Origin of the sequence: Buttiauxella agrestis ATCC 33320 (genome assembly GCF_000735355.1) — a bacterium.
Lineage (GTDB): Bacteria > Pseudomonadota > Gammaproteobacteria > Enterobacterales > Enterobacteriaceae > Buttiauxella > Buttiauxella agrestis.
In genome coordinates, this window is record NZ_JMPI01000023.1 from 121,866 (window position 1) to 147,098 (window position 25,233).

At 49.9% G+C, this 25,233-nt stretch carries 22 protein-coding genes and 1 other RNA gene; 12 read left to right on the forward strand and 11 right to left on the reverse strand.

Annotated elements, in window-relative coordinates:
• Position 1: 1 nt before the first annotated feature.
• The 4 genes from GBAG_RS07875 to ppsR all read right to left on the reverse strand — a co-directional run bounded on the left by GBAG_RS07875 (position 2) and on the right by ppsR (position 4,510).
• A complete protein-coding gene (locus tag GBAG_RS07875) occupies positions 2-1,978 on the reverse strand; it encodes a TonB-dependent hemoglobin/transferrin/lactoferrin family receptor (protein WP_034494822.1) in 1,977 nt (658 codons plus the stop codon).
• Positions 1,979-2,071: 93 nt separating this feature from the next.
• On the reverse strand, positions 2,072-2,236 hold the full coding sequence (gene hemP / locus GBAG_RS07880) for a hemin uptake protein HemP (RefSeq protein ID WP_034494823.1): 165 nt from the start codon (positions 2,234-2,236) through the stop codon (positions 2,072-2,074).
• 234 nt (positions 2,237-2,470) lie between these two features.
• Positions 2,471-3,517, reverse strand: coding sequence for a 3-deoxy-7-phosphoheptulonate synthase AroH (aroH, locus tag GBAG_RS07885; RefSeq protein ID WP_034494825.1), 1,047 nt, complete (start codon positions 3,515-3,517; stop codon positions 2,471-2,473).
• 159 nt (positions 3,518-3,676) lie between these two features.
• Complete coding sequence (ppsR, locus tag GBAG_RS07890) at positions 3,677-4,510, reverse strand: posphoenolpyruvate synthetase regulatory kinase/phosphorylase PpsR (RefSeq protein ID WP_034494827.1); 834 nt, start codon at positions 4,508-4,510, stop codon at positions 3,677-3,679.
• 289 nt (positions 4,511-4,799) lie between these two features.
• Here ppsR and ppsA point away from each other — a divergent pair, with 289 nt between their 5' ends.
• On the forward strand, positions 4,800-7,211 hold the full coding sequence (ppsA, locus tag GBAG_RS07895; RefSeq protein ID WP_034494829.1) for a phosphoenolpyruvate synthase: 2,412 nt from the start codon (positions 4,800-4,802) through the stop codon (positions 7,209-7,211).
• Between the two features lie 79 nt (positions 7,212-7,290).
• On the opposite strand, the gene GBAG_RS07900 is transcribed toward ppsA, so the two are convergent.
• Positions 7,291-8,691, reverse strand: coding sequence for a glycoside-pentoside-hexuronide (GPH):cation symporter (locus tag GBAG_RS07900; RefSeq protein WP_034494831.1), 1,401 nt, complete (start codon positions 8,689-8,691; stop codon positions 7,291-7,293).
• A 321-nt stretch (positions 8,692-9,012) separates the two neighbouring features.
• On the opposite strand from GBAG_RS07900, the gene GBAG_RS07905 reads away from it, so the two are divergent.
• Entirely contained in the window at positions 9,013-11,388 is a 2,376-nt protein-coding gene (locus GBAG_RS07905; RefSeq protein WP_034494833.1) for a glycoside hydrolase family 3 N-terminal domain-containing protein, read from the forward strand.
• A 3-nt stretch (positions 11,389-11,391) separates the two neighbouring features.
• Here the strand turns inward: GBAG_RS07905 and rprA are convergent.
• Together rprA and ydiK are read right to left on the reverse strand one after the other, a co-directional pair.
• An RNA gene (gene rprA, locus GBAG_RS22055) (antisense sRNA RprA) lies at positions 11,392-11,498 on the reverse strand.
• 207 nt (positions 11,499-11,705) lie between these two features.
• On the reverse strand, positions 11,706-12,806 hold the full coding sequence (gene ydiK, locus GBAG_RS07910) for an AI-2E family transporter YdiK (RefSeq protein ID WP_034494835.1): 1,101 nt from the start codon (positions 12,804-12,806) through the stop codon (positions 11,706-11,708).
• A 205-nt stretch (positions 12,807-13,011) separates the two neighbouring features.
• Here ydiK and ydiJ point away from each other — a divergent pair, with 205 nt between their 5' ends.
• Both ydiJ and menI read left to right on the forward strand, forming a co-directional pair.
• Positions 13,012-16,068, forward strand: a complete 3,057-nt coding sequence (gene ydiJ / locus GBAG_RS07915) for a D-2-hydroxyglutarate dehydrogenase YdiJ (protein ID WP_034494837.1) — start codon at positions 13,012-13,014, stop codon at positions 16,066-16,068.
• Positions 16,065-16,475, forward strand: a complete 411-nt coding sequence (gene menI, locus GBAG_RS07920) for a 1,4-dihydroxy-2-naphthoyl-CoA hydrolase (protein WP_034494839.1) — start codon at positions 16,065-16,067, stop codon at positions 16,473-16,475. The genes ydiJ and menI overlap by 4 nt, the downstream gene beginning before the upstream one ends.
• Here menI and nadS read toward each other — a convergent pair whose 3' ends face one another.
• Together nadS and GBAG_RS22060 are read right to left on the reverse strand one after the other, a co-directional pair.
• Positions 16,476-16,766: a NadS family protein gene (gene nadS, locus GBAG_RS07925; protein WP_034494842.1), complete on the reverse strand. Its 291-nt coding sequence runs from the start codon at positions 16,764-16,766 to the stop codon at positions 16,476-16,478.
• Positions 16,655-17,134, reverse strand: coding sequence for a type II toxin-antitoxin system RelE/ParE family toxin (locus GBAG_RS22060; RefSeq protein WP_072011153.1), 480 nt, complete (start codon positions 17,132-17,134; stop codon positions 16,655-16,657). The genes nadS and GBAG_RS22060 overlap by 112 nt, the downstream gene beginning before the upstream one ends.
• 274 nt (positions 17,135-17,408) lie before the next feature.
• On the opposite strand from GBAG_RS22060, the gene nudI reads away from it, so the two are divergent.
• From nudI to GBAG_RS22905, 5 genes are all read left to right on the forward strand, one after another.
• Complete coding sequence (nudI, locus tag GBAG_RS07935; protein ID WP_034494846.1) at positions 17,409-17,834, forward strand: nucleoside triphosphatase NudI; 426 nt, start codon at positions 17,409-17,411, stop codon at positions 17,832-17,834.
• Positions 17,835-17,868: 34 nt separating this feature from the next.
• Positions 17,869-19,182, forward strand: a complete 1,314-nt coding sequence (locus GBAG_RS07940; RefSeq protein WP_034494848.1) for a sensor histidine kinase — start codon at positions 17,869-17,871, stop codon at positions 19,180-19,182.
• A complete protein-coding gene (locus GBAG_RS07945) occupies positions 19,182-19,796 on the forward strand; it encodes a response regulator transcription factor (protein ID WP_034494850.1) in 615 nt (204 codons plus the stop codon). The genes GBAG_RS07940 and GBAG_RS07945 overlap by 1 nt, the downstream gene beginning before the upstream one ends.
• 101 nt (positions 19,797-19,897) lie before the next feature.
• The gene (locus tag GBAG_RS07950; RefSeq protein WP_051873657.1) at positions 19,898-20,401 is read left to right on the forward strand and encodes a GlcG/HbpS family heme-binding protein; all 504 of its coding nucleotides are present in this window, start codon (positions 19,898-19,900) and stop codon (positions 20,399-20,401) included.
• 217 nt (positions 20,402-20,618) lie between these two features.
• Complete coding sequence (locus tag GBAG_RS22905) at positions 20,619-20,780, forward strand: hypothetical protein (RefSeq protein WP_167333335.1); 162 nt, start codon at positions 20,619-20,621, stop codon at positions 20,778-20,780.
• A 71-nt stretch (positions 20,781-20,851) separates the two neighbouring features.
• Here the strand turns inward: GBAG_RS22905 and GBAG_RS07955 are convergent, their stop codons facing one another.
• Both GBAG_RS07955 and GBAG_RS07960 read right to left on the reverse strand, forming a co-directional pair.
• Positions 20,852-21,166 carry a hypothetical protein gene (locus GBAG_RS07955; RefSeq protein WP_051873658.1) on the reverse strand — a complete coding sequence of 105 codons (315 nt, stop codon included), beginning with the start codon at positions 21,164-21,166 and terminating at the stop codon, positions 20,852-20,854.
• 215 nt (positions 21,167-21,381) lie between these two features.
• On the reverse strand, positions 21,382-21,912 hold the full coding sequence (locus GBAG_RS07960) for an anti-virulence regulator CigR family protein (RefSeq protein WP_034494851.1): 531 nt from the start codon (positions 21,910-21,912) through the stop codon (positions 21,382-21,384).
• Positions 21,913-22,125: 213 nt separating this feature from the next.
• Here GBAG_RS07960 and GBAG_RS07965 point away from each other — a divergent pair, with 213 nt between their 5' ends.
• The 3 genes from GBAG_RS07965 (at position 22,126) to sufB (ending at position 25,226) form a co-directional block, all read left to right on the forward strand.
• Positions 22,126-22,953 carry an aminoglycoside phosphotransferase family protein gene (locus GBAG_RS07965; RefSeq protein WP_034494853.1) on the forward strand — a complete coding sequence of 276 codons (828 nt, stop codon included), beginning with the start codon at positions 22,126-22,128 and terminating at the stop codon, positions 22,951-22,953.
• 411 nt (positions 22,954-23,364) lie between these two features.
• The gene (sufA, locus tag GBAG_RS07970) at positions 23,365-23,733 is read left to right on the forward strand and encodes a Fe-S cluster assembly scaffold SufA (RefSeq protein ID WP_034494855.1); all 369 of its coding nucleotides are present in this window, start codon (positions 23,365-23,367) and stop codon (positions 23,731-23,733) included.
• Between the two features lie 8 nt (positions 23,734-23,741).
• A complete protein-coding gene (gene sufB, locus GBAG_RS07975; RefSeq protein ID WP_034494857.1) occupies positions 23,742-25,226 on the forward strand; it encodes a Fe-S cluster assembly protein SufB in 1,485 nt (494 codons plus the stop codon).
• Positions 25,227-25,233 lie beyond the last annotated feature (7 nt).

The window sequence follows — 25,233 nt, forward strand, 5'->3', positions numbered from 1 at the left end:
CTTACCATTGATAACTAACGAAGATTTTGCCATTACGGCCATCTTGAGGGAGCCCCTGTGGCGACCAGTATTCCTTATCAAAGGCGTTACCCAGTACCAGGGAAGTGGTTAGCCCGCGCAACTGCTGCTGGCCGGTATAACTGATATAGAAATCATTCACGCCATAGCCAGGCTGCGGGCTATAGCTGCTGCTGATATGCGTGGAACTTTCAGCAAATGTGCCAACCCAGCCCACGGAAAAGCCGCTTTGTGCAACGGGAACGTCAAGAATGCTGGTGACGGTGTCCGGATTCAGACTTGAAATCCACTCTCCGGTGTCGGTGTCTTTCCCGCGGGTGCGGTTATAAGCCAGATCCAGGCTGAACCAGGCGCTGGTATATTTCGCCGTCATATCCCAGCCCCAAATTTTTGCGTTAGGGACGTTGTAAGACATGGTGGTCGCGCGGGCGAAATCGACGGTAGTTGAAATATAGTCTTCCGCTTTGGTATCGAAGTAGCTGGCTTTGAATTCAATGCCGTCGTCAGCCAGCATTAAATCGTCGAAGCGCAGGCCGAAACCGTATTCCTGAGTTTCGTTGGTTTCAGGGCGCAGGTTAGGGTTCGGCACCCAATAGTTGGTGTAACGGGAACCAATCGAGAAGTGTTTCGCATCGTTATACATTTCGCCCATCGTCGGGGCGCGGAAGGCTTGTGCGTAAGAACCGAACAACATCAGCCAGTCGGTTGGCGTAACGGACAGTGCGCCACGAGATGACCATTCGTCAGCATTCACATCCTGATAGCCGTCGCTGCTGCCGCTGTAATCGTCATAACGCGTACCCGCGAGAATAGAAACAGGCAGGTCACGCAGGGTGATTTCATCCTGCAACCAGCCAGAGCCGAAGTCGATATTGGCCTGTGGGAAGCCGGTTGCGTTGCCGCCTGGTTTTTGATCCTGGCGGTAATATTCACCACCATAAGTCAGCAAATGTGCGGCGAAGCTGTCGGTAAACAGGCGGCTGCGGTTTTCAAGTTTGCCGCCCGTTGTGGTCTGTTTGCGGAATTCAGACCCATCGGTTTGACCCTGGGCATTAATACGCGCTTCGGACCAGTAAGCGGTGGCATCAGCATTCAGCCAGTCACTTTGCTCTGGCCCGATATGGTATTTCACCTGCGCGTCACGCTGAATGGTCGAACGATCAACCATCGGATTGCTTGGGTCAGCAGTCGTCGTTTGCGGGTTTTTGGGTTCACGAGCGGCATTGTTGTAGTAACGCAGGGAGCCACCCAGAGATTGCGCCGGGTCGATATACCACGTGCCTTTGGTCAGGAAGTTGCTGATGCTTTCATCGTTAGGGGCAGTTTCACCGTCGCTCTGGCGAATATCACCCCGATCGCGGCTTGACCAGGCCACCAGGCCGTCAAGATTGTCGGTGCGGCCAAATGCACTGGCACCCATGCCAACGCTATGGTCGCCGGTGGCTCCTGTTCCAAATACGCGGTATCCGCTGTTTTGGCCTTCGTACAGCAAATCGCTGGCATCAGCGGTTTCATATGAGATTACCCCGCCTAACGCACCGCTGCCGTAGAGCAGAGCAGAAGGGCCACGCACCACTTCGATACGTTTGATCAACGCAGGATCGATAAACGTGCTGTTGAGGTGCCCGGTGTCAGTTCCCTGACGGACGCCGTCAACCAGCATCAACACACCACGGCGGTCATAACCACGCATATTGATGTCCTGACCGTTGGTGCGACCGGAGCCGGAAACGGTAATCCCCGGGACTTTACGCAACATATCAGCGGCAGAAGAGGCGGTCTGGCCTTCAGGAGTATCGCCATCAATGACGGTAACCATCATTGGCGCTTCGAACGTGCTGCGTTGGTTTCCCGTGGCGACAACGGTCATTTGATCGTCTTTTGCACTGGCGGGCAGGGCAGAAAATACCGCAACAGTCAGTAATGACAGACGGAATCCGACTGTGTGTAAAGCAGGCATGCGCAAATCTCCATAAGAAAATTAAAAGCGCTGGCTGCCTGGGGATGGTGAAAAACCTGGGTGGCTTGCGTAGTCGTAAGGCTATTTTTTTGTTTACTTGGTCAGGATTAACTTTCCTGCCTGGGTCTGACGTAATTGATATTGTTGGCCTTCGTGGACAATTACCACACGCCCGTCAGGGCCGAGCAAGGCTTTACTGTCTATCTGACGGGGAACGGCCGCAGATTGCGAATTCGTAGGGGCGAATGTTTTATCCATGTTTCACTCTGTATACAAATGACAATCAATGTAACAATGATAATCATTATCAATAAACTGTGTTTCATCATCAAGTGTTATTTGTAAGAAATTTGTGAATGGATCAATTTTGGGGAAGGATTGCTTTTCTCCTTCTCCTGGGGGAGAAGGTTGGGATGAGGGGATCAGAGAAAATGTTCAGGTATCGGACGCCCTCACCCTGGCCCTCTCCCCCAGGAGAGGGGACTCGAAAAATCAGAAGCGGCTGTCTGTTGCGTCAGCCAGCATATCAAGCAATGTCTCAGTATCTTCCCAGCTCAGACAAGGGTCGGTAATCGACTGACCATAAACCAATGGCTGCCCGGCAACGATTTTCTGTGTGCCTTCGCGAATAAAACTTTCAGCCATAACACCGGCAATCGCGCGGGAACCATTGCGAATTTGGTTACACACGTTTTCGCACACTTCGAGTTGGCGACGGTGCTGTTTCTGGCAGTTGCCGTGGCTGAAATCAATGACCAATTGTTCTGGTAAATCAAACTCATGCAGGCTATCGCAAGCGGCGGCAATATCGGCTGCATGGTAGTTCGGCTGCTTGCCGCCGCGCATAATGATATGGCCGTACGGATTACCGCTGGTCTGGTAAATGGTCATCTGACCGTTTTTATCCGGCGACAGGAACATGTGGCTGGCGCGTGCAGCACGAATGGCATCAACAGCAATACGCGTATTGCCATCGGTGCCATTTTTGAAGCCAACCGGGCAGGAAAGGGCTGAGGCCATTTCACGGTGAATCTGGCTTTCAGTGGTTCGCGCACCAATCGCGCCCCAGCTAATTAAATCGGCAATATATTGGCCTGTGACCATATCGAGGAATTCGGTGGCGGTCGGCACGCCCAGCTCGTTCACTTGCAGCAGTAAACGGCGAGCCTGCTCAATGCCGTGATTCACACGATAGCTGCCGTTTAAATCAGGATCGGAAATCAAACCTTTCCAGCCAACCACGGTGCGCGGCTTCTCGAAATACGTCCGCATGACAATTTCAAGGCGATGCTGGTGTTTTTCACGCGCAGTTTGCAGGCGGCGCGCGTAATCCATCGCCGCATCCAGGTCGTGGATTGAGCAAGGGCCAACAATCACCAGTAAGCGATTGTCTTCGCCATTGAGGATTTTTTCGATACGACGACGCGCGGCAGTCACATTTTGCGCAACGTCCTGGGAAACCGTCAGGCGCTGTGCTAGTTCCGCAGGTGTTACCAGACTGTCGATGCGGGCGGTGCGCAATTCATCTGTTTTGTTCATTGGGTGTCTCAGAAAATTTGTCTTCAGCTCGGCAGGAATACCGGGAAGTGATGGCAGTCACGATAAACCAATTTATGTTGAATTCAACCGTAAAACTGAATCGTAACCACCAGATTGCGTACACCCTACCATACAAAATTGCACCTTTGAACTAGTTTGTTAGTACATGCGACGATTCAATCCCATGATATCGAGGATCTTAGTTGCCATCTCTTCCACCGAATAATTGGTGCTGTTGAGATAGCGAATCTGGTTTTTGCGAAACAGCGCTTCAACTTCGGCAACTTCAAGACGGCACTGGCGCATGGAGGCGTAACGGCTATTTTCACGGCGTTCTTCGCGAATCGCCGCGAGACGCTCAGGATTGATTGTCAGGCCGAAAAGCTTATGTTGCAGCGGCTTAAGCACCGCAGGGAGTTGAATATTATCCATATCATCGGCAATAAACGGATAGTTTGCCGCCCGGATACCAAATTGCATTGCGAGGTACAAACTGGTCGGGGTTTTGCCGCAGCGCGAAACGCCGAGCAAAATCACTTGTGCCTGGTCGAGGTTGCGCATCGAAATGCCGTCATCATGCGCGAGTGTGTAATCAATCGCAGCGATACGCGCATCGTATTTAATTAAGTTGCCCGGATTCAGGCCGTGAGTACGGTGGGCAATGGGCGTCGGTTCAAGCTTCAATTCTTGCTGCAAAGGGGCGACTAACGCTTGCACGATATCCTGACAAAAACCTTCACTTTGCAAAATAATGTCGCGAATTTCCGGGATAACGATGGAGTAAAACACCAGCGGACGAACACCAGATTTTAGGTAAAGGGCATTGATTTGCTCCTTCACAGCATTCGCCCGGCTTTCGTTTTCGACAAACGGCAGCGTAATACTGTTAATCGCAACCGGAAACTGCGACATCACCGCATGTCCGAGCACTTCGGCGGTAATGGCGGTGCCATCGGAGATATAAAAAACTTGTCTGTCTGCCGCGTTATCCATTTATTGTCCCTGATATTTATTCGTCAATTTCCTAAAGCATAAATTAAAACAACACACTTCGGGATCATACTCATCTCAAAATTAAAAATGAAACGTAGTTTTTATTTTTAATGAAATGCATGGTTCATTTTTACTCTTTCTTTAAACCATTATTAATATAGGGATTAAATTAAGAATCAAGGGTTTATGCAAAATGTAAATATATCTGAAAAATTCAAATTTTTATTTTGCTTGAACGATTCACCTGTTTTATTCCCTCATCTAATTATGCCAATCTAAAAAGGATGTAATGTATTTCTCATTCATATATCACAAAAGGATTGTTTCGATGTCCAACTCGTCACCGCTGGTGCTTTGGTACAACCAACTCGGCATGAATGATGTAGACAGGGTCGGGGGCAAAAATGCCTCTCTGGGTGAAATGATTACTAACCTTTCTGGTATGGGTGTTTCCGTGCCGAATGGTTTTGCCACCACGGCCGAAGCGTTTAACTTGTTTCTTGACCAAAGTGGGGTGAACCAGCGTATTTATGAGCTGCTGGATAAAACGGATATTGATGATGTCACTGAGCTTGCAAAAGCAGGTGCGCAAATCCGCCAATGGATAATCGACACGCCTTTCCAGCCTGAGCTGGAAAAAGCCATTCACGATGCCTACGAACAACTTTCCTCTGACGATGCTGATGCTTCTTTCGCCGTGCGTTCCTCAGCGACAGCCGAAGATATGCCGGATGCATCGTTTGCCGGACAACAAGAAACTTTCCTCAATGTGCAAGGATATGACGCGGTATTGATTGCCGTGAAACACGTCTTTGCTTCGTTGTTTAACGACCGCGCTATCTCTTATCGCGTTCACCAGGGTTATGACCACCGTGGTGTGGCGCTTTCCGCTGGTGTGCAACGCATGGTGCGTTCAGATCTCGCGTCTTCCGGCGTGCTGTTCTCCATCGACACTGAATCTGGTTTCGACCAGGTGGTGTTTATCACCTCCGCTTATGGCCTGGGTGAAATGGTGGTGCAGGGCGCAGTCAACCCGGACGAATTCTACGTTCACAAACCGACACTTGCGGCGGGTAAACCGTCGATTGTGCGTCGTAATATGGGTTCTAAAAAAATCCGGATGGTGTACGCGCCAAGTCAGGAGCATGGCAAGCAGGTGCGTATCGAAGATGTACCGCAGGCCGATCGCGATAAGTTCTCTATCACACCGGAAGAAGTGCAGGAACTGGCGAAGCAAGCGGTGCAAATCGAGAAGCACTACGGCCGCCCGATGGATATCGAGTGGGCTAAAGATGGGCATACGGGCAAGCTGTTTATCGTCCAGGCTCGTCCGGAAACCGTGCGTTCTCAGGGCCAGGTGATGGAGCGTTATCAGCTTCATTCTCAAGGCAAAATCATTGCTGAAGGACGTGCCATCGGCCATCGCATTGGTGCGGGTCCGGTGAAAGTGATTCACGACATCAGCGAGATGAACCGCATCCAGCCAGGCGACGTTTTAGTCACCGACATGACTGACCCGGACTGGGAACCTATCATGAAAAAGGCCGCCGCGATTGTCACCAACCGGGGCGGGCGTACATGCCATGCGGCGATTATTGCCCGTGAACTGGGAATTCCTGCGGTAGTGGGTTGCGGAGACGCGACAGAACGCATGACCGACGACCAGAATGTGACCGTTTCCTGCGCCGAGGGCGACACCGGCTATGTTTACCAGGAATTGCTGGATTTCAGCATCAAAAGTTCCACCGTCGATACCATGCCGGACCTGCCGCTGAAAATCATGATGAACGTCGGCAACCCTGACCGTGCATTTGATTTTGCCTGCCTGCCGAACGAAGGCGTGGGTCTTGCGCGTCTGGAGTTCATCATCAACCGTATGATTGGCGTGCATCCACGTGCCTTGCTGGAATTTGATCAGCAAGAGCCTGCTTTGCAAAACGAAATCCGTGAAATGATGAAAGGCTATGACGATCCGGTTGAGTTTTATGTCGGTCGCCTGACCGAAGGGATTGCCACATTGGGCGCGGCTTTCTGGCCGAAGCGCGTGATTGTGCGTCTTTCTGATTTCAAATCTAACGAATACGCCAACCTGGTCGGCGGCGAGCGTTATGAGCCGGAAGAAGAGAACCCAATGCTCGGTTTCCGTGGCGCAGGCCGTTATATTGCCGACAGCTTCCGTGAGTGCTTCGCGCTGGAATGTGCGGCGATGAAACGCGTGCGCAACGAAATGGGCCTGACTAACGTTGAAGTGATGGTGCCGTTCGTGCGTACTGTGGCGCAGGCCAAAGCCGTGGTTGAAGAGCTGGAGCGTCAGGGACTGAAGCGTGGTGAAAACGGACTGAAAATCATCATGATGTGTGAGATCCCATCCAACGCTTTGTTGGCTGATGAGTTCTTGCAATACTTCGATGGTTTCTCAATCGGTTCAAACGACATGACTCAGTTGGCTCTCGGTCTGGATCGCGACTCCGGCGTGGTTTCCGAGCTGTTTGATGAGCGTAACGACGCGGTGAAAGCGCTGCTGTCGATGGCGATCAAAGCGGCGAAGAAACAGGGTAAATATGTTGGGATTTGTGGTCAGGGTCCATCCGACCATGAAGATTTTGCCGTGTGGCTGATGGAAGAGGGGATTGATAGTCTTTCTCTGAACCCGGATACCGTGGTGCAAACCTGGCTGAGTCTGGCGGAAGCGAATAAGTAATAAAAAGGCTCCTCAACAATGAGGAGCCTTTAATATTTGTAGGGGGGATGACGCTATCGCTTATCCACCCTACATCACCTTATACAGAAGCTTTTGGGTTCATCATCACCGGAATTTCACTTTCGGTCTGGAATTTCCCTTCACGCAGATCGCTGACCACAATGTTCATTCTCTCTTCGGTTAATTTATAATAACGAATCGAGATTGCGGTAATTAAGTAGAAAATAGCCGGTAACACCGTAAACAGAATCAACACGCCCTGTACGGCTTCAGCAGATTGCTGTTCTACGCCCGCCTGATAACCAAACGCCGCCAGACCCCAACCGGTTAATGCTCCACCAATTGCCACCCCTAATTTGATAATGAAGATATTCGCGGCGACGTTCATACCTGTAATACGGCGTTGGGTTTTCCATTCTCCGTAGTTATTGGCATCGGTAATCATTGACCATTGCAGAGGGGCGTTAATGCCTTGCAAAATATTAAGGAAAATATGTACCAGGAAAGCTGGGATCCAGTAGTTAGTCGGTAATACGAGGAATAATAACCCTACTAATGCGCTAAGGACGTTAATCCATATAGATGCCCGGATTTTACACATCCAGCCGCCGAGGTGTTTGGCAAATAAGCTGCCAAATACAGCGGCAATAGTTGTGGCAAGCATAAACATAGAAATAATGCCACTACCCTGGTTGAGGATATATTGCACGAAGTAAACTAACAGGCTACCACGTACGACAACACCGCAAAGCATTGCAAGGTTATAGACCGACAAAATACGCCACTGATCGTTTTTCAATAAAACTTTCACGTCGCGCATAATATTCAGGTTTTCTTCTTTGACTGGCGTAATACGCTCGCGGGTCGTCAAGAAGCAAACCAGGAACATTACGCAGCCAATCACGCCAAAGATACCCATTGCCCACTGCATCCCCGCCGCTCTGTCTGTTGGAGAAATAAAATCAGCCAGCGGAAGAATCAGTGCAGTACCCATCGCACCGCCGATTGGCGCGATGGCGAAACGCCAGGACTGCAAAGAGAGGTTCTCTTGTGGGTCAGAAGTAATGGCGGCACCCAGCGAGCAATAGGGAATATTAATCGCTGTGTACATTAGCGTCATAAATATATATGCGAGGACGGCATAAACAATTTTACCGGTTTGTTCAAAGTCTGGTGTTGAATAAACCAGCACACAACTGACAGCGAAGGGTACGCAGATAATCAATAACCATGGGCGGAAACGTCCCCAACGGCTTTTGGTTTGATCGGCAATGGCACCCATAATAGGGTCGGTAATCGCATCCAGGACTCTGACCACTAAAAACAATGTCCCCATTACTGCCGGGGGCAAGCCATAAATATTGGTATAAAAATAAGCCAGGATAGCGACGGAGGAATCAAAAACGATGTGACTTGCCGCATCGCCAAGGCCAAACCCCAGTTTTTCTTTGTTGGTAATCTTTTCTGCCAGTACCGACATACATTCACCTTTATTAAAATCCCGAATATGCCAATAGTTATATGTTGTGAATGTTGTCAGGAGTATTGTAATTTTTCATTTGTGTTTTATGTTTCTTATCAAATGTGACGGAGTTATCTCTTATCCCCCTCGCTTTGCACTGAAATAGATTTGTGCTCACTATATTTTTGAATCCCGTCACAGTTATGGCTAAAAACTAAAAAACGTAATCTGGCTGGTTATTCTGGCAATTGTTCCCTGTGCTATTCATCACTCATATTGATGATTAGATATCATATCCGCGACAGTCGCGCGGATGACCGAACTTGAAAGGGGAATATGATGCCAGCCATTTATAAGGACGCTCACCGCAAAATAAATGAACGTGTCAGCGATTTGCTGTCGCGTATGACGCCGGAAGAAAAATTTGCGCAAATGCATGCGTACTGGCTGATTTTACAAAGCGACGGTAATCATCGTGAACGTACCGATTTGAGCGATGAGTTTTCCGGTGTCACAGAACAAGCGGCATTGACTGAGCGCCTTAAACTTGGCATCGGGCAGATTACCAGGCCGTTAGGCACGCATATTGTGGAGGCGAAAGAGGGCGTGCGTGCGGCCAACCGCTTACAGAAAACGCTGGTGGAAGAGACTCGCCTGGGTATTCCAGCGTTGTTTCATGAAGAGTGTTTAGTCGGTTTATTGTGCAAAGACGCGACGTTATTTCCCTCATCGCTAAATTATGGTTCGACCTGGGATTTAGACCTTGTTGAGCGCGCCGCTGCCGCGATTGGTGAGGAAGCCCGTTCAACGGGTTGCCACCAGGGGCTTGCGCCCGTGCTTGATGTTTCGCGTGATGTGCGTTGGGGGCGTACCGAAGAGACTTTCGGTGAAGACCCATGGCTGGTGGGGATGATGGCGACGCATTATGTCAACGGTTTGCAGGGCAAAAAACGTGACCTGCTGGCGACGCTCAAACATTACGTTGGCCATTCATTTAGCGAAGGCGCGCGTAATCATGCCCCGGTGCATCTGGGTTTTTGCGAGCTGAATGACATCTTCTTGCTACCGTTTGAAATGGCAGTGAAGCTGGCAAACGCCGGTTCGGTCATGCCGGCCTATCACGATATTGATAACCAGCCGGGGCATTCTGATGAATTCCTGATGACCACCGTTTTGCGTGAGCAGTGGGGCTTTGACGGGCTGATAGTGGCGGATTACGGCGGTGTGAGTTTGTTGCACCAGCATCATGGGATTTCGCACGATGCGGCAGAATCCGCGGCGCTGGCGTTTAACGCTGGCCTGGATGTGGAGTTGCCGAAAGATGACTGTGCCCGCCACCTCGCGCAAGCGGTGGAACGTGGCCTGATAACCATGGAAAAGATTGATGAAATTGTTAGCCGCGTACTGAAAGAGAAATTCCGCCTTGGCTTGTTTGAGCAGCCTTACCGGGATGAAAATGGCGTTGTGCTGCAAACGGAATCGACACGAAAAATTGCCCGCGACGTAGCAACGCGTTCCATGACTATGCTGGAAAACAACGGCGTTTTGCCTTTGCACGGCAAACCCCGCGTGGCAGTTATTGGCCCGACGGCTGATGACCCGCTGGCATTGCTGAGCGGTTATAGCTTCCCGGTGCATCTGATCATCAGCGATATGCTTGAGCAAACGTCACAAGTGACCACGCCATTGCAAGCGCTGCGCGAGCAACTGGGCGGCGACAATGTTCACTACAGTAAAGGCTGTCACATTATCGAAAAACGCATGGCTGGCGCTCCGGTGTTCCCTGGCGACAGTGGCGGAAAACCGATGCAGTCATCGCCCGTTTCACACGATATTTCTTTGATTCCTGACGCGGTGAAAACAGCCGAACAAAGTGATGTAGTGGTGTTATGCGTGGGGGATTTATCCGGTTTGTTCCAGAGTGGCACCGTTGGCGAAGGCTCCGATACCGATAGCCTGGCGCTACCTGGCGTACAGCAACAATTACTCGATCAACTCATCGCGACAGGCAAACCGGTCGTCGTCGTGATGACCGGCGGGCGTCCGTATAATTTAGGCGGGCAGGAAGACAACGTTGCGGCATTGCTGATGGCCTGGGCGCCTGGGCAAGAGGGCGGATACGCGATCGCCGATGTGCTTACCGGGCGCGCAGAACCAGGCGGGCGACTGGTGGTGTCCATCCCGAAAAGTGCCGGTGCCGTGCCGTATTACTACAACCATAAACTCAAAAGCGGCGGTACACCGTTCGCGTTCCATTTTGGCTCACGCTATCCGTTTGGCTTCGGTAAGACGTGGACGGAATTCGACTACAGCCCGCTACAAATTGAAAGCGATAGTGTCCCCAGCGACAGTGGCGTGGTGACGGTTAGCGTCATCGTTCGCAACAGCGGGACCGTCGCGGGCAGCGAAGTGGTGCAGCTTTATGTTCACGATAAAGTGGCGTCAATGGTGCGCCCGGTGCAAGAGTTGAAAGCCTTCCAGCGTGTTCATCTTGAACCTGGTGCTAGCGCTCGACTCACGTTCAGCATCCCAACCGATATGCTCAATTTCACTCGCCGTAATGGTGAACGCGTGGTGGAACCGGGCGAGTTTGAAATTCGTGTTGGTGCGTCGAGTGCGGATATCCGAAGCGCGGGTGTCGTACGGGTCACAGGTGAAACGCGGGTCATTACCGGTAAATGGCGGATGGTGAGTCATTGCGAGGTCGAAGACTGATCTACAAAAAAAAGCCCATCGTAGAGATGGGCAAAGACTACACACAGCAATTCGTTGTTTCACTCAGGGGATTTCCATGCTTATAAATCAATGCGTTGATTCATAGCCGTGAACTAATAGTAGGCATCTCGCCCTGGAGCGTCACTCGGATTCGTCTCAATAGTTAATAAGAAGTTAACGGTTGAGATCACATTACTGCATGGTTATAGAATCAAAGGCTTAAACAGAAGATAAAATGCGGGGAATTGATAAGCGTTGTTAATCAATGTGCTTGTGTTGCTCCCATTCCAGGCGAGCAACACAAGTATTAGCGTGGTTTATTCCTGCTCTTCCAGAATCTCTACCACTTCATTCGGGTCATCTTGCGGGGCTGGAGCTTCGTGCATCCACACTGAAATTAAACGGTAAGAGACCGCCAACAGAACTGGCCCGATAAACAAACCAATCATCCCGAAGGCAATTAACCCCCCAATAACCCCGGAGAGAATCAGGATCATTGGTAAGTCTGCACCCATACGAATCAGAACCGGGCGGATAACGTTATCCATCGTACCTACCACGCAACTCCACACCAGCAGCACCGTGCCCCAGGTCGTGTCACCGGTCCAGTACAACCAGGCAATTGATGGGACCAACACCAGCAACGGACCGATTTGCACCAGGCAGCACAGCATCATCACCACGGTGAGTAGCGTTGCGTTAGGAATGCCTGCAATAGCTAAACCCACGCCACCGAGGACTGACTGAACCAGCGCCGTAACCACAACACCCAACGCGACGGCGCGAATGGCTTGTCCTGCCAGCAATACCGCCGCATCACCACGTTTACCCGCCAGGCGGAACGCAAAGTGTCGAATGCCGTTACCCAGCGTTTCACCTTTCGCATACAGCAGCACGCTGAACAACAGCATCAGGCCGCAATGCATCAGGAAGCTACCAACGTGAATGGCCTGGCCGAGGAACCAGGTCGTCGTTGTGCCGATATAAGGGCGAATTTTTGCCATAATAGCGCTGCCGCCGCTATCAACCAGAGCATTCCAGCCTGCGTAAAGTTTGTCGCCCACCAATGGAATAGTGTTAAGCCAATCGAACTTTGGCAGCTCCATATTGCCTTTCGTCGCCCAGTCGATAACCGGGCCGCTGTTATCCACCAGGCTGTTCACCAACAGCGCAACGGGGATCACGAATAACATTAACAGCAACAGCGTCATCACCAGAACGGCAAGGGAGCGTTTCCCCCACAGCAATTTCTGAACCTTAAGCATCAGGGGCCATGTCGCGAGCACGATGGTACCTGCCCAGGCAAAACCGAGTACGAACGGACGGACAACCCATAAACAGGCGATGATCATCACCGAGATAAACAACACCGACAGCAGAATCTGTAGCAGATCCTTCGGCTGACTGACTTTAACCATAGATAAAATCACCTTAATAACTGATAACGGGCAAAGTGCCTTCGTTAAAGCCGCGAAGCGGATGTGTTAATGATGATGTATTTCCTCAGTTTTTGACAGGAACAAAACGTACGCGCATGTCCTAAAAAAATGTGTTAAAAAATGAAAGGAAGCAAACGCAAACGATAACTCACAACTAATAACGTCAGGCAGGGTCGACCCTTCAATGATCCCACAAATATCTCAGGCACCAGGTCTTGTTCAATTGGTGCTCAATTTTTTACAGGCACTGGAACAACAAGGTTTCACCGGCGATACCGCCACCAGTTACGCTGACAGACTCACGATGGCGACCGATAACAGCATTTATCAGCTGTTACCGGATGCGGTGTTATTCCCGCGTTCTACGGCAGATGTGGCGTTGCTGGCCAGACTCGCCTCCGAAGAACGCTTCAAATCTCTGGTCTTCACGCCGCGCGGCGGTGGAACGGGAACCAACGGTCAGTCGCTCAATACGGGCATTGTCGTTGATATGTCGCGCTACATGAATCGCATCATTGAAATCAATCCTGAGCAGGGTTGGGTGCGGGTGGAAGCCGGGGTAATCAAAGACCAGCTGAACCAATACCTCAAGCCTTACGGTTATTTCTTCGCGCCTGAGCTTTCTACCAGCAACCGCGCAACGCTCGGTGGAATGATCAACACCGACGCCTCCGGGCAAGGCTCGTTGGTGTATGGCAAAACCTCTGACCACGTGATGGGCGTGCGGGCTGTTCTATTGAACGGCGATATTCTTGACACTCATCCTATGTCTACAGCCCTCGCGGAAGATTTAGGGCGCGATGACAGCCCGACCGGAAAGATTTATCGCACCGTACTCGAACGTTGCCGTGAGCAGCGCCAGTTGATTATCGATAAATTCCCGAAACTTAACCGTTTCCTGACCGGTTACGATCTACGCCACGTCTTCAACGACTCCCTTTCGCAATTCGATTTGACGCGCATTCTCTGCGGTTCGGAAGGCACGCTGGCGTTTATCACTGAGGCGAAGCTGGACATCACGCGCCTGCCGAAAGTGCGCCGTCTGGTGAATATCAAGTACGACTCTTTTGATTCGGCGCTGCGTAATGCACCGTTTATGGTGGAGGCGCGTGCGCTGTCCGTCGAAACTGTCGATTCAAAAGTCCTGAACCTGGCGCGAGAAGATATCGTCTGGCATTCGGTCAGTGAATTAATCACCGATGTTCCCGGCAAAGAAATGCTCGGCCTGAATATCGTTGAATTTGCAGGCGACGACCTGGAATTAATTGAAGGGCAGGTTGCTTCATTGTGCGAGCGCCTCGATTCATTGATTTCGCAAGGTGAGGGTGGCGTTATCGGCTGGCAGGTTTGTACAGAGCTGGCAGGCATTGAACGCATTTATAACATGCGTAAAAAAGCCGTTGGCCTGCTGGGTAACGCGAAAGGGCAGGCGAAACCAATCCCGTTTGCGGAAGATACCTGTGTACCGCCGCAACATCTGGCCGATTACATCACTGAGTTCCGCGCTTTGCTCGACAGCCACAATCTCAGTTATGGCATGTTCGGCCATGTTGATGCTGGCGTTTTACACGTGCGCCCTGCGCTGGATATGACCGATCCGCATCAGGAAGTGCTGATGAAGCGCATTTCTGATGATGTGGTTGCCCTCACCGCGAAGTACGGCGGTCTGCTTTGGGGCGAACACGGAAAAGGTTTCCGTGCTGAATACAGTCCGGCGTTCTTTGGTGAAACGCTGTATGAAGAACTGCGTCGCATCAAAGCGGTATTCGACCCAGACAACCGCCTGAACCCTGGGAAAATCTGCCCGCCGTTAGGTGTGGATGACCCGATGATGCAGGTTGATGCGGTGAAGCGCGGCACTTTCGACAGGCAAATCCCCATTGCGGTGCGAACCTCGTGGCGCGGGGCGATGGAATGTAACGGGAACGGTTTGTGCTTTAACTTCGATGTGAAAAGCCCGATGTGTCCGTCGATGAAAATCACCAGCAATCGTATTCACTCGCCAAAAGGGCGGGCAACATTAACGCGCGAATGGCTACGTTTGCTGGCCGATCGTGGGGTTGATCCGGATGCACTTGAAAAACAGATGCCAGAAAAACGCGCCAGCCTGCGTACTTTAATCGAGCGCACACGCAACTCCTGGCATGCTCGCAAAGGTGAATACGATTTCTCTCATGAAGTGAAAGAGGCAATGTCCGGGTGCCTGGCCTGCAAAGCGTGTTCAACGCAATGCCCAATCAAAATCGACGTTCCGGAATTCCGCTCGCGCTTCTTGCAGCTTTATCACACCCGCTATTTACGCCCGATACGCGATCATCTGGTGGCAACCGTAGAAAGTTACGCCCCTCTTATGGCTCGTGCGCCGAAGACGTTTAACTTCTTTATGAGTCAGCCGTGGGTGCGTAATTTGTCTGCCAGACATATTGGCATGATTGATTTGCCGATGCTCTCCACACCCTCGTTGCAACAGCAATTGGTCGGGCATACTTCGGCAAATACCACACTTGAACAGCTGGAAAGCTATTCCGCTGAACAGAAAGCCAGAACGGTGCTGGTGGTACAAGACCCGTTCACCAGTTACTACGATGCGCAAGTGGTGGCCGATTTTGTGCGTCTGGTTGAAAAACTAGGACTGGAGCCGGTGGTACTGCCATTTTCACCCAACGGTAAAGCGCAGCACATTAAAGGATTCCTGCAAAAGTTCGCCAGGACGGCACGTAAAACATCTGAATTCCTCAACCGCGTTGCGAAACTCGGAATGCCGATGGTAGGTGTCGACCCTGCGCTGGTGCTGTGTTATCGCGACGAATACAAACAAACGCTGGGTGAAGATCGTGGGGAGTTTCACGTTCAATTAGTTCATGAATGGTTGCCTGGTGTGCTTGCAAACCGTGAAGCCGCTGCGGTTGGTGGAGAATCCTGGTATCTGTTTGGCCATTGTACCGAAGTCACCGCATTGCCTACGGCGCCAAACCAATGGTCGGCAATTTTTGCGCGCTTAGGTGCGAAGCTTGAAAATGTTAGCGTCGGCTGCTGCGGCATGGCTGGAACCTACGGGCATGAGGTAAAAAACCATGCTAACGCACTGGGGATTTACGAGCTGTCGTGGCACCAGGCAATGCAGCGCCTGCCGCGCCAACGCTGCCTGGCAACCGGCTATTCGTGCCGCAGTCAGGTCAAACGTGTGGAAGGCAACGGTGTTCGCCATCCGCTACAGGCATTACTGGAGATTATGGGATGATCTGGCGACGTGAAGTGAATCTGGAAGCGCTCAATAAAATGGGCGCGGACAACATGGTGGAACACGTGGGAATCGTATTTACCCGCATCGACGATAATGAACTGGAAGCCACTATGCCCGTGGATAACCGCACGCGCCAGCCATTTGGCTTGCTTCACGGAGGCGCATCGGTGGTGTTGGCTGAAACGCTCGGTTCGGTAGCCGGATATTTATGTACCGAAGGCGAGCAGAAAATCGTTGGTCTGGAAGTTAACGCTAACCATCTGCGATCGGCGCGAGAAGGCATTGTGCGCGGTGTTTGCAAAGCAGTGCATGTCGGGCGCAGGCACCAGGTCTGGCAAATAGAAATCAGCGATGAACAAGGGCGGCTTTGTTGCACATCGCGACTGACCACAGCGGTGGTCTAATTAAATAGCCAGCAGAACCTTAATAAGCGCCGGATTATGTTCGAGCATCAACAGTATTTTTAGCGATGACCCGGATGGGATGCGGCGCTTTTGCTCCCAACTTTGCACCAGTGATGGGCTAACCCCCACAGCCTGAGCAAACTCTTCCTGTTTTAGACCGATTGATTCACGCAATGCTTTTACATCTGGTAAAGGGTAGCGATGAACGCGGCCTGGCTGCATTTCCCCTTTTTCGATGGCAACCATCTCTTCCATGCTTTGCACCAGATCGTTGAAAAGTTGCTTATCCATATTGGTTTCCTTGAGTTTTCATTGTGAAAAATAGTCAATGCCAGATCCAGATGATGCGCCAACCGTTTGAGTACAGATTTCTCCGCTTCGGTCATATCGTCTTTGACGTTTTTTGCGTAAATCGTCAGCAGATAGAGTTTACCTTTTTGAGTTACCGCATAATAAATAACCCTTACACCGCCACGTTTGCCCGTTCCAGGCCGGTTCCAGCGCAGCTTTTTACAGCCACCGGAGTTTCGTATGGTGTCTCCATCGACATGCTGCCTGAGCAGATATTCCTGAAGCTGTTGGAAGGTATCATCATCTAACAAGCTTTCACGCTGCCTGACAAAAGTCGGCGTCTCTATAAACTCAAAATGTTCCATCATCTGTTTTGTCCTTGTGTTGTATTTTTAGTCGTACGACGTGCGAGTGTCAATGTTTTTTTCGTACTAAGTACGATTTTTGCGATGATTAATTGAACGGGTTATGCCATGAGTTCGTCACTTTAGATTCATTGCCAGCGTAATAAAATCTGCACGAATGAATTGCGGAAAGCGCCTCGCAAATAATTAATTATCAGCGTCATAAGCGTGACTTCCCGTGAGACTCACGGGCGCATTTCTGCTAACGTTTGCAAAATTAAAGACAGCAGGAGGTCGTATGCGTCAGAGAGTTATTGTTTGCCCGATTATTGAAAATAATGGTGAAGTTCTGTTGTGCAAGATGGCCGACGATCGCGGTGTGTTCCCCGGACAATGGGCGTTATCCGGCGGTGGAATGGAGCCGGGTGAACAAATGGAAGAAGCGTTGCTGCGAGAGATCGCTGAAGAGCTAGGAACTGAGCTGCAAATTACCAGTATTAAACCCTGGACCTTCGCTGACGATGTGCGCGTGAAGACTTACGCTGACGGTTCAAAAGAAGAAATTTATATGATTTACCTGATATTTGACTGTGTGAGCGCCAACCGTAATGTCGCCTTTAACGAAGAGTTTCAGGATATTGCCTGGGTTAAACATTCTGAGTTGAGCAACTACGATTTGAATGAAGCGACGAAAGTGACATTCAGTAAAAAAGGCTGGATTTGATTCTCCAACAACCCTTCCCACATTAAGGAATGCGATGCGTAAAGCACTCATCTGGCTGATTCTCACCGTGCTGTCGGGCGGTGGCGTCGTGGTTTATGCGCTGCATCAGCAGTATGAGGAGCAAAGTGCGGAGTTCCGCATTTTGTATCGCGACATCACCGTTAAACTTTCGCAAAACGATGTGATTCTTGCATTGCTTTCTAACAGCAGCGATCCTGCCGTGGTGCAGCAAAAATTTCCTTATATTCTGCGCTGGCAAACCCAACCCCATGAGCCACCGCGCCCGGATATAAACCCTGCGCGTGCAGGCACATACTGGATAAACTCGCCGCAGGGGTCTTTGCTGATTGATTTGCCAACGTTGCTCGCCGATTTTGTTCGCACCCAGAAATTCCGCCATTTCAGCCTGAGCTGGAAAGATACGCCGCTTATCACGCAGGGCGCGGAAGGCAAGGGGGACTGGTGGCGTTGGGAAAAGGACATTGCCAGCCCTTCACAGCCTTTGAATTTACTGGTGACGAATAATCCGGACTGGCGAAGTTTGCCCTGGTTGGTTTTGCTGCTGGTAGGAGTTTTTTGGGCGGTCGTTATCTACTTTTATAATCAGTATCAGATGACTAAACGACAGCGCAACATTGCCAATTTACGCGCCCATTTTTCAGAGTTGGCGCGTTTGAATGCGATGGGAGAAATCGCTGCAGGCATGGTGCATGAACTGAATCAACCCCTCACTGCAATTTTGAGCTATTCGCAAACGGCACAGCGTTTAATTAAGCAGCAACAGGCGGAAAAAGCACAACCGCTGCTGGATGCGTCGGTCATGCAAACTAAACGCATCAGCGCTCTGCTACTGGCATTCCGTGAAAAATTGCACAGTGACGAACAGGCGCTACAACCGGTCAATTTGCGCCAGGTATGGGAACGAGTGACGATGCTGCTGGGTAACGAAATCGAGCGCGGCAAAGTCAGTGTCATTAACCAGGTTCCTGAGTCTCTGCCTTCTCTCATCGCCTCGCCATTGGGCATTGAGCAAATCTTCCATAATCTGCTCAATAACGCGATCCAGGCGCAGCAGAAAACGGAAAAAGCCTGGGTCACAATCCATGCATCCCAGACGGCGGACAGCATTATTTTGACCGTCACTGATGGTGGGCAGGGGTTATCTGAACAGGCATTAGAGCAAGTTTTTATGCCTTTCTTTACCACGCGTAAAGATGGGCTTGGGCTAGGAATGGCGCTGACGGAAACGCTGGTGCAGCGGTTGAATGGCAGTATTCAGGCGCAAAACAGCGCCACTGGCGGCGCGTGTTTCACTCTGGTTTTCCCTCTCACACAGCAGGAGGCGTGATGGCGCAACGAATCTACTTAATTGACGACGACGAAGCAATCCGCATTTCATTAAGCGCTCTTCTGGCGACGATGGGCTGGGAAACGCAGGCCTATGACAGTGTACAAAGTTTTCTGGCGTCTCAGCCTGAGTTGCAACACCTGAACGGGTGTTTGCTTTTGGATATTCGTATGCCTGGTAAATCAGGCATTACGTTGCTTGAAAGCTGGGAACAACGGGGAAGTACCTTGCCGATTATCATGATGACCGGCCATGGCAGTATCGATCTTTGCCGTCGAGCGTTTAAAAACGGGGCTTTTGAGTTTCTCACCAAACCTATTGATGCGGATTTGTTGATTGAAACGGTAGGGGCGGCATTTGAGCAGCAGAAACTGACCCAGCAACAACGTGAAAGCCAGGCCGATTTACAGGCGAAGCTGGCCACGCTTTCTGCCCGAGAACAGGAAGTGATGGCGCTTATCATGCAGGGCAAATCAAATAAAGAAATGGCGCGCGATCTTTCGTTATCACCACGAACCGTGGAGGCGCATCGAGCCAGTTTATTTGCCAGACTGGAAATTAATTCTCTGGCGAAGCTGATTAAAGTTTACGGCGGTTTAAAAGGAACTACGTAAAATTACCTGGTTTGCCAGGTATTCACCCGAATGGTTTCGATTTGCGCAGTTGGTTACCTTAACTCTTGTCAATTAATCACTCCGAGTTGAGGGAAGAAACCATGAAAAAATCCATCCTGTTAGCGGCTGCTCTGTTCAGTACCATGGCGGTAATGCCTGCATTTGCCAGTAATGTTTTGACTGAAAAGAATCTCTCTCTCGAGTTTGCTGACAAGCTTGCCCAAAGCGCCATCCAGGCTTGTAGTGCCAAAAACTACAACGTTGCGGTGACGATTGTTGACCGTGCGGGCGTGGTGAAAGTGGTTAAGCGCATGGATAACGCAGGCCCGCATACCGTTGAAGCTAGCCGTATGAAAGCGTATACCGCACTGACCACAAAAAATACCACTGGTGATGTGATGAAAAGTGCGCAGGATAACGCCGGTGCACAGAATATGCGCGATATTCCAGGCTTCTTATTATTGGGCGGTGGAGTTCCTGTGAAAGTCGATAACCAGACTATTGGCGCTATTGGTATTGGCGGCGCACCAGGCGGGCATCTGGACCAGCAATGTGCGGTTGACGCGCTCGAAGCAAATAAATCACTGCTCATTACTTCCGCATAATAATCCATCCATTCTGTTTAAGTTGCAGGTCTATTATATAGTCTGCAACTTAAATTATTTCAGCTATAAGCTGTATCTCACTCGCTATATAAAACAGACTTGAATCCAGCGCACCTTGCCCATGAACTCATTTTTTGTCAAAATAATGGCGTAAGCGTCAAATACTTTAAGTATTACACGGACGTTATTTATACAGAAATGATTTTATGGAGCTAAAATGAAGTATGTACTTGCACTTATGTTGGGCGTGGTATTATCCGGTTGTACAGCTAATGACTGGGTAGATGCTGCTGGTGGCATAATGCAGGCTAAAGATAGCCATGAAAAAGAGAGCAGGAATAAGCGTATAAAAGCGGCTAATAAGGCTGCAGGTTACTAATATTTAGAGAAATTCACATATCCCTCTTCTGACTATATAGAGTGAGAAGAGGAATGATCTTTTATGATGACTTACTGGCTAAATACTCCTTTGGCTCTCGCCTGTTGGCAGGAGATATAACCATAATGTTTGCGGTTTCCATTCTCATCGAATGCCACATAAAAAGGCATTGTCTCAGCATCTTTTTTTAGCGTGTAATTGATGCAAGTCCCATTGATTTCAGGAACATTCATCTCACTGTCTGGTTTCCCACCCGCTGCAATAACGGAGCTTTTTGTCGCATTAGTCGCGTACGTCGCTTGTACTAACGGATCATTATCAAACTTCATAAAACTGAAACTACAGGCACTTAATAAAGGCACAATTATAAAAGGTGTATAGCGCATTAAATATCCTTCCGTAGAATATAATTACCAACAAATTTAACGAACGGATTTTTCTTGCTCGTCAAAGCTACTTTCTCATATATATTAAGCGTATGAAGGACTCAGTACAATTACCGGGCTAATGGTCACGGTATTTAACAAAATGAAGAACAGGGATATTGTCGCTGGGCATAAAAAAGCCCCGCAGATGTGAGGCTCTCGGATAGGGGAATATGTTAATCGAACACACCGTTAATGACGGAGGTCACAATGGCTGTGCTTAAAGCAATAAGCACCAAATCATTACCCACCGCTTGCCATTCGTAACCAGGATAATATGGCAGATCGTTAATCATGGATGCAGGTAAAGTTTTCTTAGCAATTCCCGGAGGCAACGGTTTACCTCGTGCTAAATTTTTAGCGATTCCTGGTGGGAGTGCCTGATATCCAACAAGGCCATAATTCACGGCTAGAGAGCGTGCACGAGAAAAGTTGATATCCGAGTCAACATGGTCTGGTTTACCGTAGTTTTTGCGGTTGCCATGATCCTCATTCGATTTTCCGTTACCCTGGCCTTTGTTGCCCTGGTCCCCGCTTTTAGCACTATTGCCATGGTTACCGCTATTGCCACTGTTACCGCTATTACCACTGTTACCGTGATTACCGCCACCATTGCCGTTGCCCGGGTTTGCATAAACGGGGGCGGCAAGGACAGTCAGAGAAAAAACCGCCGCAAGTGCAGTTTTGAGGGTGCGACGCTTAATCATGATGCTTATTCCTTGAGGGTAAATACACACTTAGAAGATATGACAAGGTTATAACCTTAACAATCTCATGTTTTCTTATTTTTAAATACAGCTGCATGAATGACCTAACCATCAGATTTAAGTTGAGAAAAATTTACTCAAGCTATGAGTTAGAATGGTTCACATGCCTGTCGCATTCACTGACTTACACGATAAGGAAGTAAGGAAAATATTATGGACATTAGCGAGTTCGCACACTGGTTAGATCGCTGGAACCTCATTCCAGATGGTACACCGTTCACAACCCATACCTCCAAACTCTTGCCTGTTGAGACAATAACAGGAGGTATGAAAGCCATGCTTAAAATCACAGATGATGCGGATGAGCAATCCGGTAGTGCTCTAATGTCATGGTGGGAAGGAAATGGCGCAGCACAGGTTATTGCATATGAAAATGAAGCCATTCTTCTTGCACGCGCAATGGGGGAGGCATCACTCTCCTCTATGTCCCGGGAAGGTCAGGATGCTGAGGCATGTCGGATTTTATGCTTTACAGCAAACAGACTTCACACCACCCCAAAACGGCCTTTACCACAACTTCCGACTCTGGCTGAGTGGTTTTGCCCTCTTCAATCAGCAGGCCAGCGGTATGGAGGCATCCTGTCACGTAGTGCTGAAATAGCAGAAGAGTTGTTATCGACACCACAAGAGTTGGTCGTATTACATGGCGACTTACATCATGAGAACGTTCTTGATTTCGGTGCCTCAGGCTGGTTGGCCATTGATCCAAAAGGAATCCTCGGTGAACGAGGTTTCGACTTTGCCAATATTTTTACCAATCCGGATCTTGGCAATCCCATACCCCGGGTTGCTACTGTCCCAGGAATATTTAAACAACGACTGAATCTCGTTAGCGAACTGGCGGGCCTTGATAGAGAGCGTCTACTCAAATGGATCATTGCGTGGTGCGGACTCTCAACAACATGGTCACTCGAGAGCAACGAAACAGCATCCGTAACATTAGAAGTTGCAGCGCTGGCAATGTCCGAACTGAATCAGTGAACATGCAGTCTCGAGTTAAATGCCCATAGGCCACCTGTCTGGATCTTGCAACAAGTGTTGAGGCAATTTTCACGTCACCAGATTAAGCAGAAATAGTTAAACTGTTGATGTTGCAGTAAATCGTTGTTTTCAGGCATTTTAGGTTACCTATCACTTAAATCGGTATTCTCTATACATCTTTTACTTTCTATCACCTAATCATTCGCCCGGTATTTAAATCCTTCTCAATTCAGTGGCTTAAATAGCTCTTTTCACCACCTGCAAGAGTTTCAGCAGGGTCTATCCTTAGTTAATACGCCTAAAAATGCAGCATTTCATGAATACCCCTGTTATCAGGATGTTGTATTGATAATTGTTATCATTAACATAGGGTATTGGCCTTTGGGCGGCAAAACATAAAAGAGGTGAACTATGGATGTGCAAACCGGTAGCTTCGATCCCACCGACTTCGCCTGGAAGGGGCTAACGCTCACGCCTGAAGCGTGCTCACATATTCGCAAACTGGCAAGTCAACAGCCGAGGTTTTTGGGCGTGCGTCTGGGTATCAAACAAACTGGATGCGCGGGCTTTGGCTACGTGCTGGACACCGTAAAAGAGCCTAACCCTGACGACCTACTTTTTGAGACGGACGGCGCAAAGCTGTGGGTTCCGCTTTCAGCTATGCCGTTTATCGACGGAACGGAAGTCGATTATGTGCATGAAGGATTAAACGAAATATTCAAATTTAACAACCCGAAAGCACAACACGAATGTGGTTGTGGTGAAAGCTTTGGGGTGTAGGCGGGATTATGTCACGTAACACTGAAACGTCTGAAGAAGTGCAAACCTGGGCGGGCAGCCATTCTTATAAAGAAGGCTTTTTCACCCAGTTGAAAACCGACGAAATGGCGCACGGCATCAACGAAGATGTGGTGCGGGCAATCTCTGCGCGGCGTAATGAGCCCGAGTGGATGCTGGAATTTCGCCTGAATGCTTATCGTGCCTGGCTTGAAATGGAAGAGCCACACTGGCTGAAAGCCAATTACGAAAAGCTGAACTATCAGGATTACAGCTATTACTCTGCGCCGTCGTGCGGCAGTTGCGACGATAACTGCGAGTCGCAACCGGGTGCGGTTCAGCAACCCGGCAGCAATGCGTATTTGACGGGCGAAGTAGAAGAGGCTTTTAAACAGCTTGGTGTCCCGGTGCATGAAGGCTCGAATATCGCCATGGATGCCATTTTTGACTCCGTTTCTGTGGCGACCACTTACCGTGAAAAACTCTCCGAACAGGGCATTATTTTCTGCTCCTTTGGCGAAGCAATTCATGAGTTCCCTGAACTGGTGCAAAAATATCTCGGCACAGTGGTTCCCAGTAACGACAACTTCTTTGCCGCGTTAAATGCAGCTGTGGCCTCCGACGGCACATTCATTTATGTGCCGAAAGGCGTGCGTTGCCCGATGGAGCTTTCAACTTATTTCCGCATCAATGCCGAAAAAACCGGCCAGTTCGAACGCACTATTTTAGTCGCCGACGAAGGAAGTTATGTCAGTTATATCGAAGGGTGCTCGGCTCCCGTGCGCGACAGCTACCAGCTTCACGCAGCGGTAGTGGAGGTCATCATCCATAAAGATGCTGAAGTGAAATACTCGACCGTACAGAACTGGTTCCCGGGCGATGGCAACACCGGCGGCATTCTTAACTTCGTGACCAAGCGTGCATTGTGCGAAGGGGCGAACAGCAAGATGTCCTGGACGCAGTCTGAAACGGGTTCAGCAATCACCTGGAAATACCCGAGCGTGATCCTGCGCGGCGATAACTCCATTGGCGAATTCTTCTCGGTGGCGCTGACGGCAGGGCATCAGCAAGCTGACACCGGCACCAAAATGATCCACATCGGCAAAAACACCAAATCGACCATTATCTCGAAAGGGATCTCTGCCGGGCATAGCCAGAACAGCTACCGTGGACTGGTGAAAATCATGCCTACGGCGACCAACGCCCGTAACTTTACGCAGTGCGATTCGATGCTTATCGGCCCGGACAGCGGCGCGCACACTTTCCCGTATGTTGAGTGCCGCAATAATACTGCTCAGCTTGAGCACGAAGCGACGACATCGCGCATCGGTGAAGACCAGTTGTTCTATTGCCTGCAACGTGGGATAGCCCAGGACGATGCGATTTCAATGATCGTCAACGGCTTCTGTAAAGACGTGTTCTCGGAATTACCGCTGGAGTTCGCAGTGGAAGCACAAAAATTATTAGCGATTAGCCTCGAACACAGTGTCGGATAAGAATTAA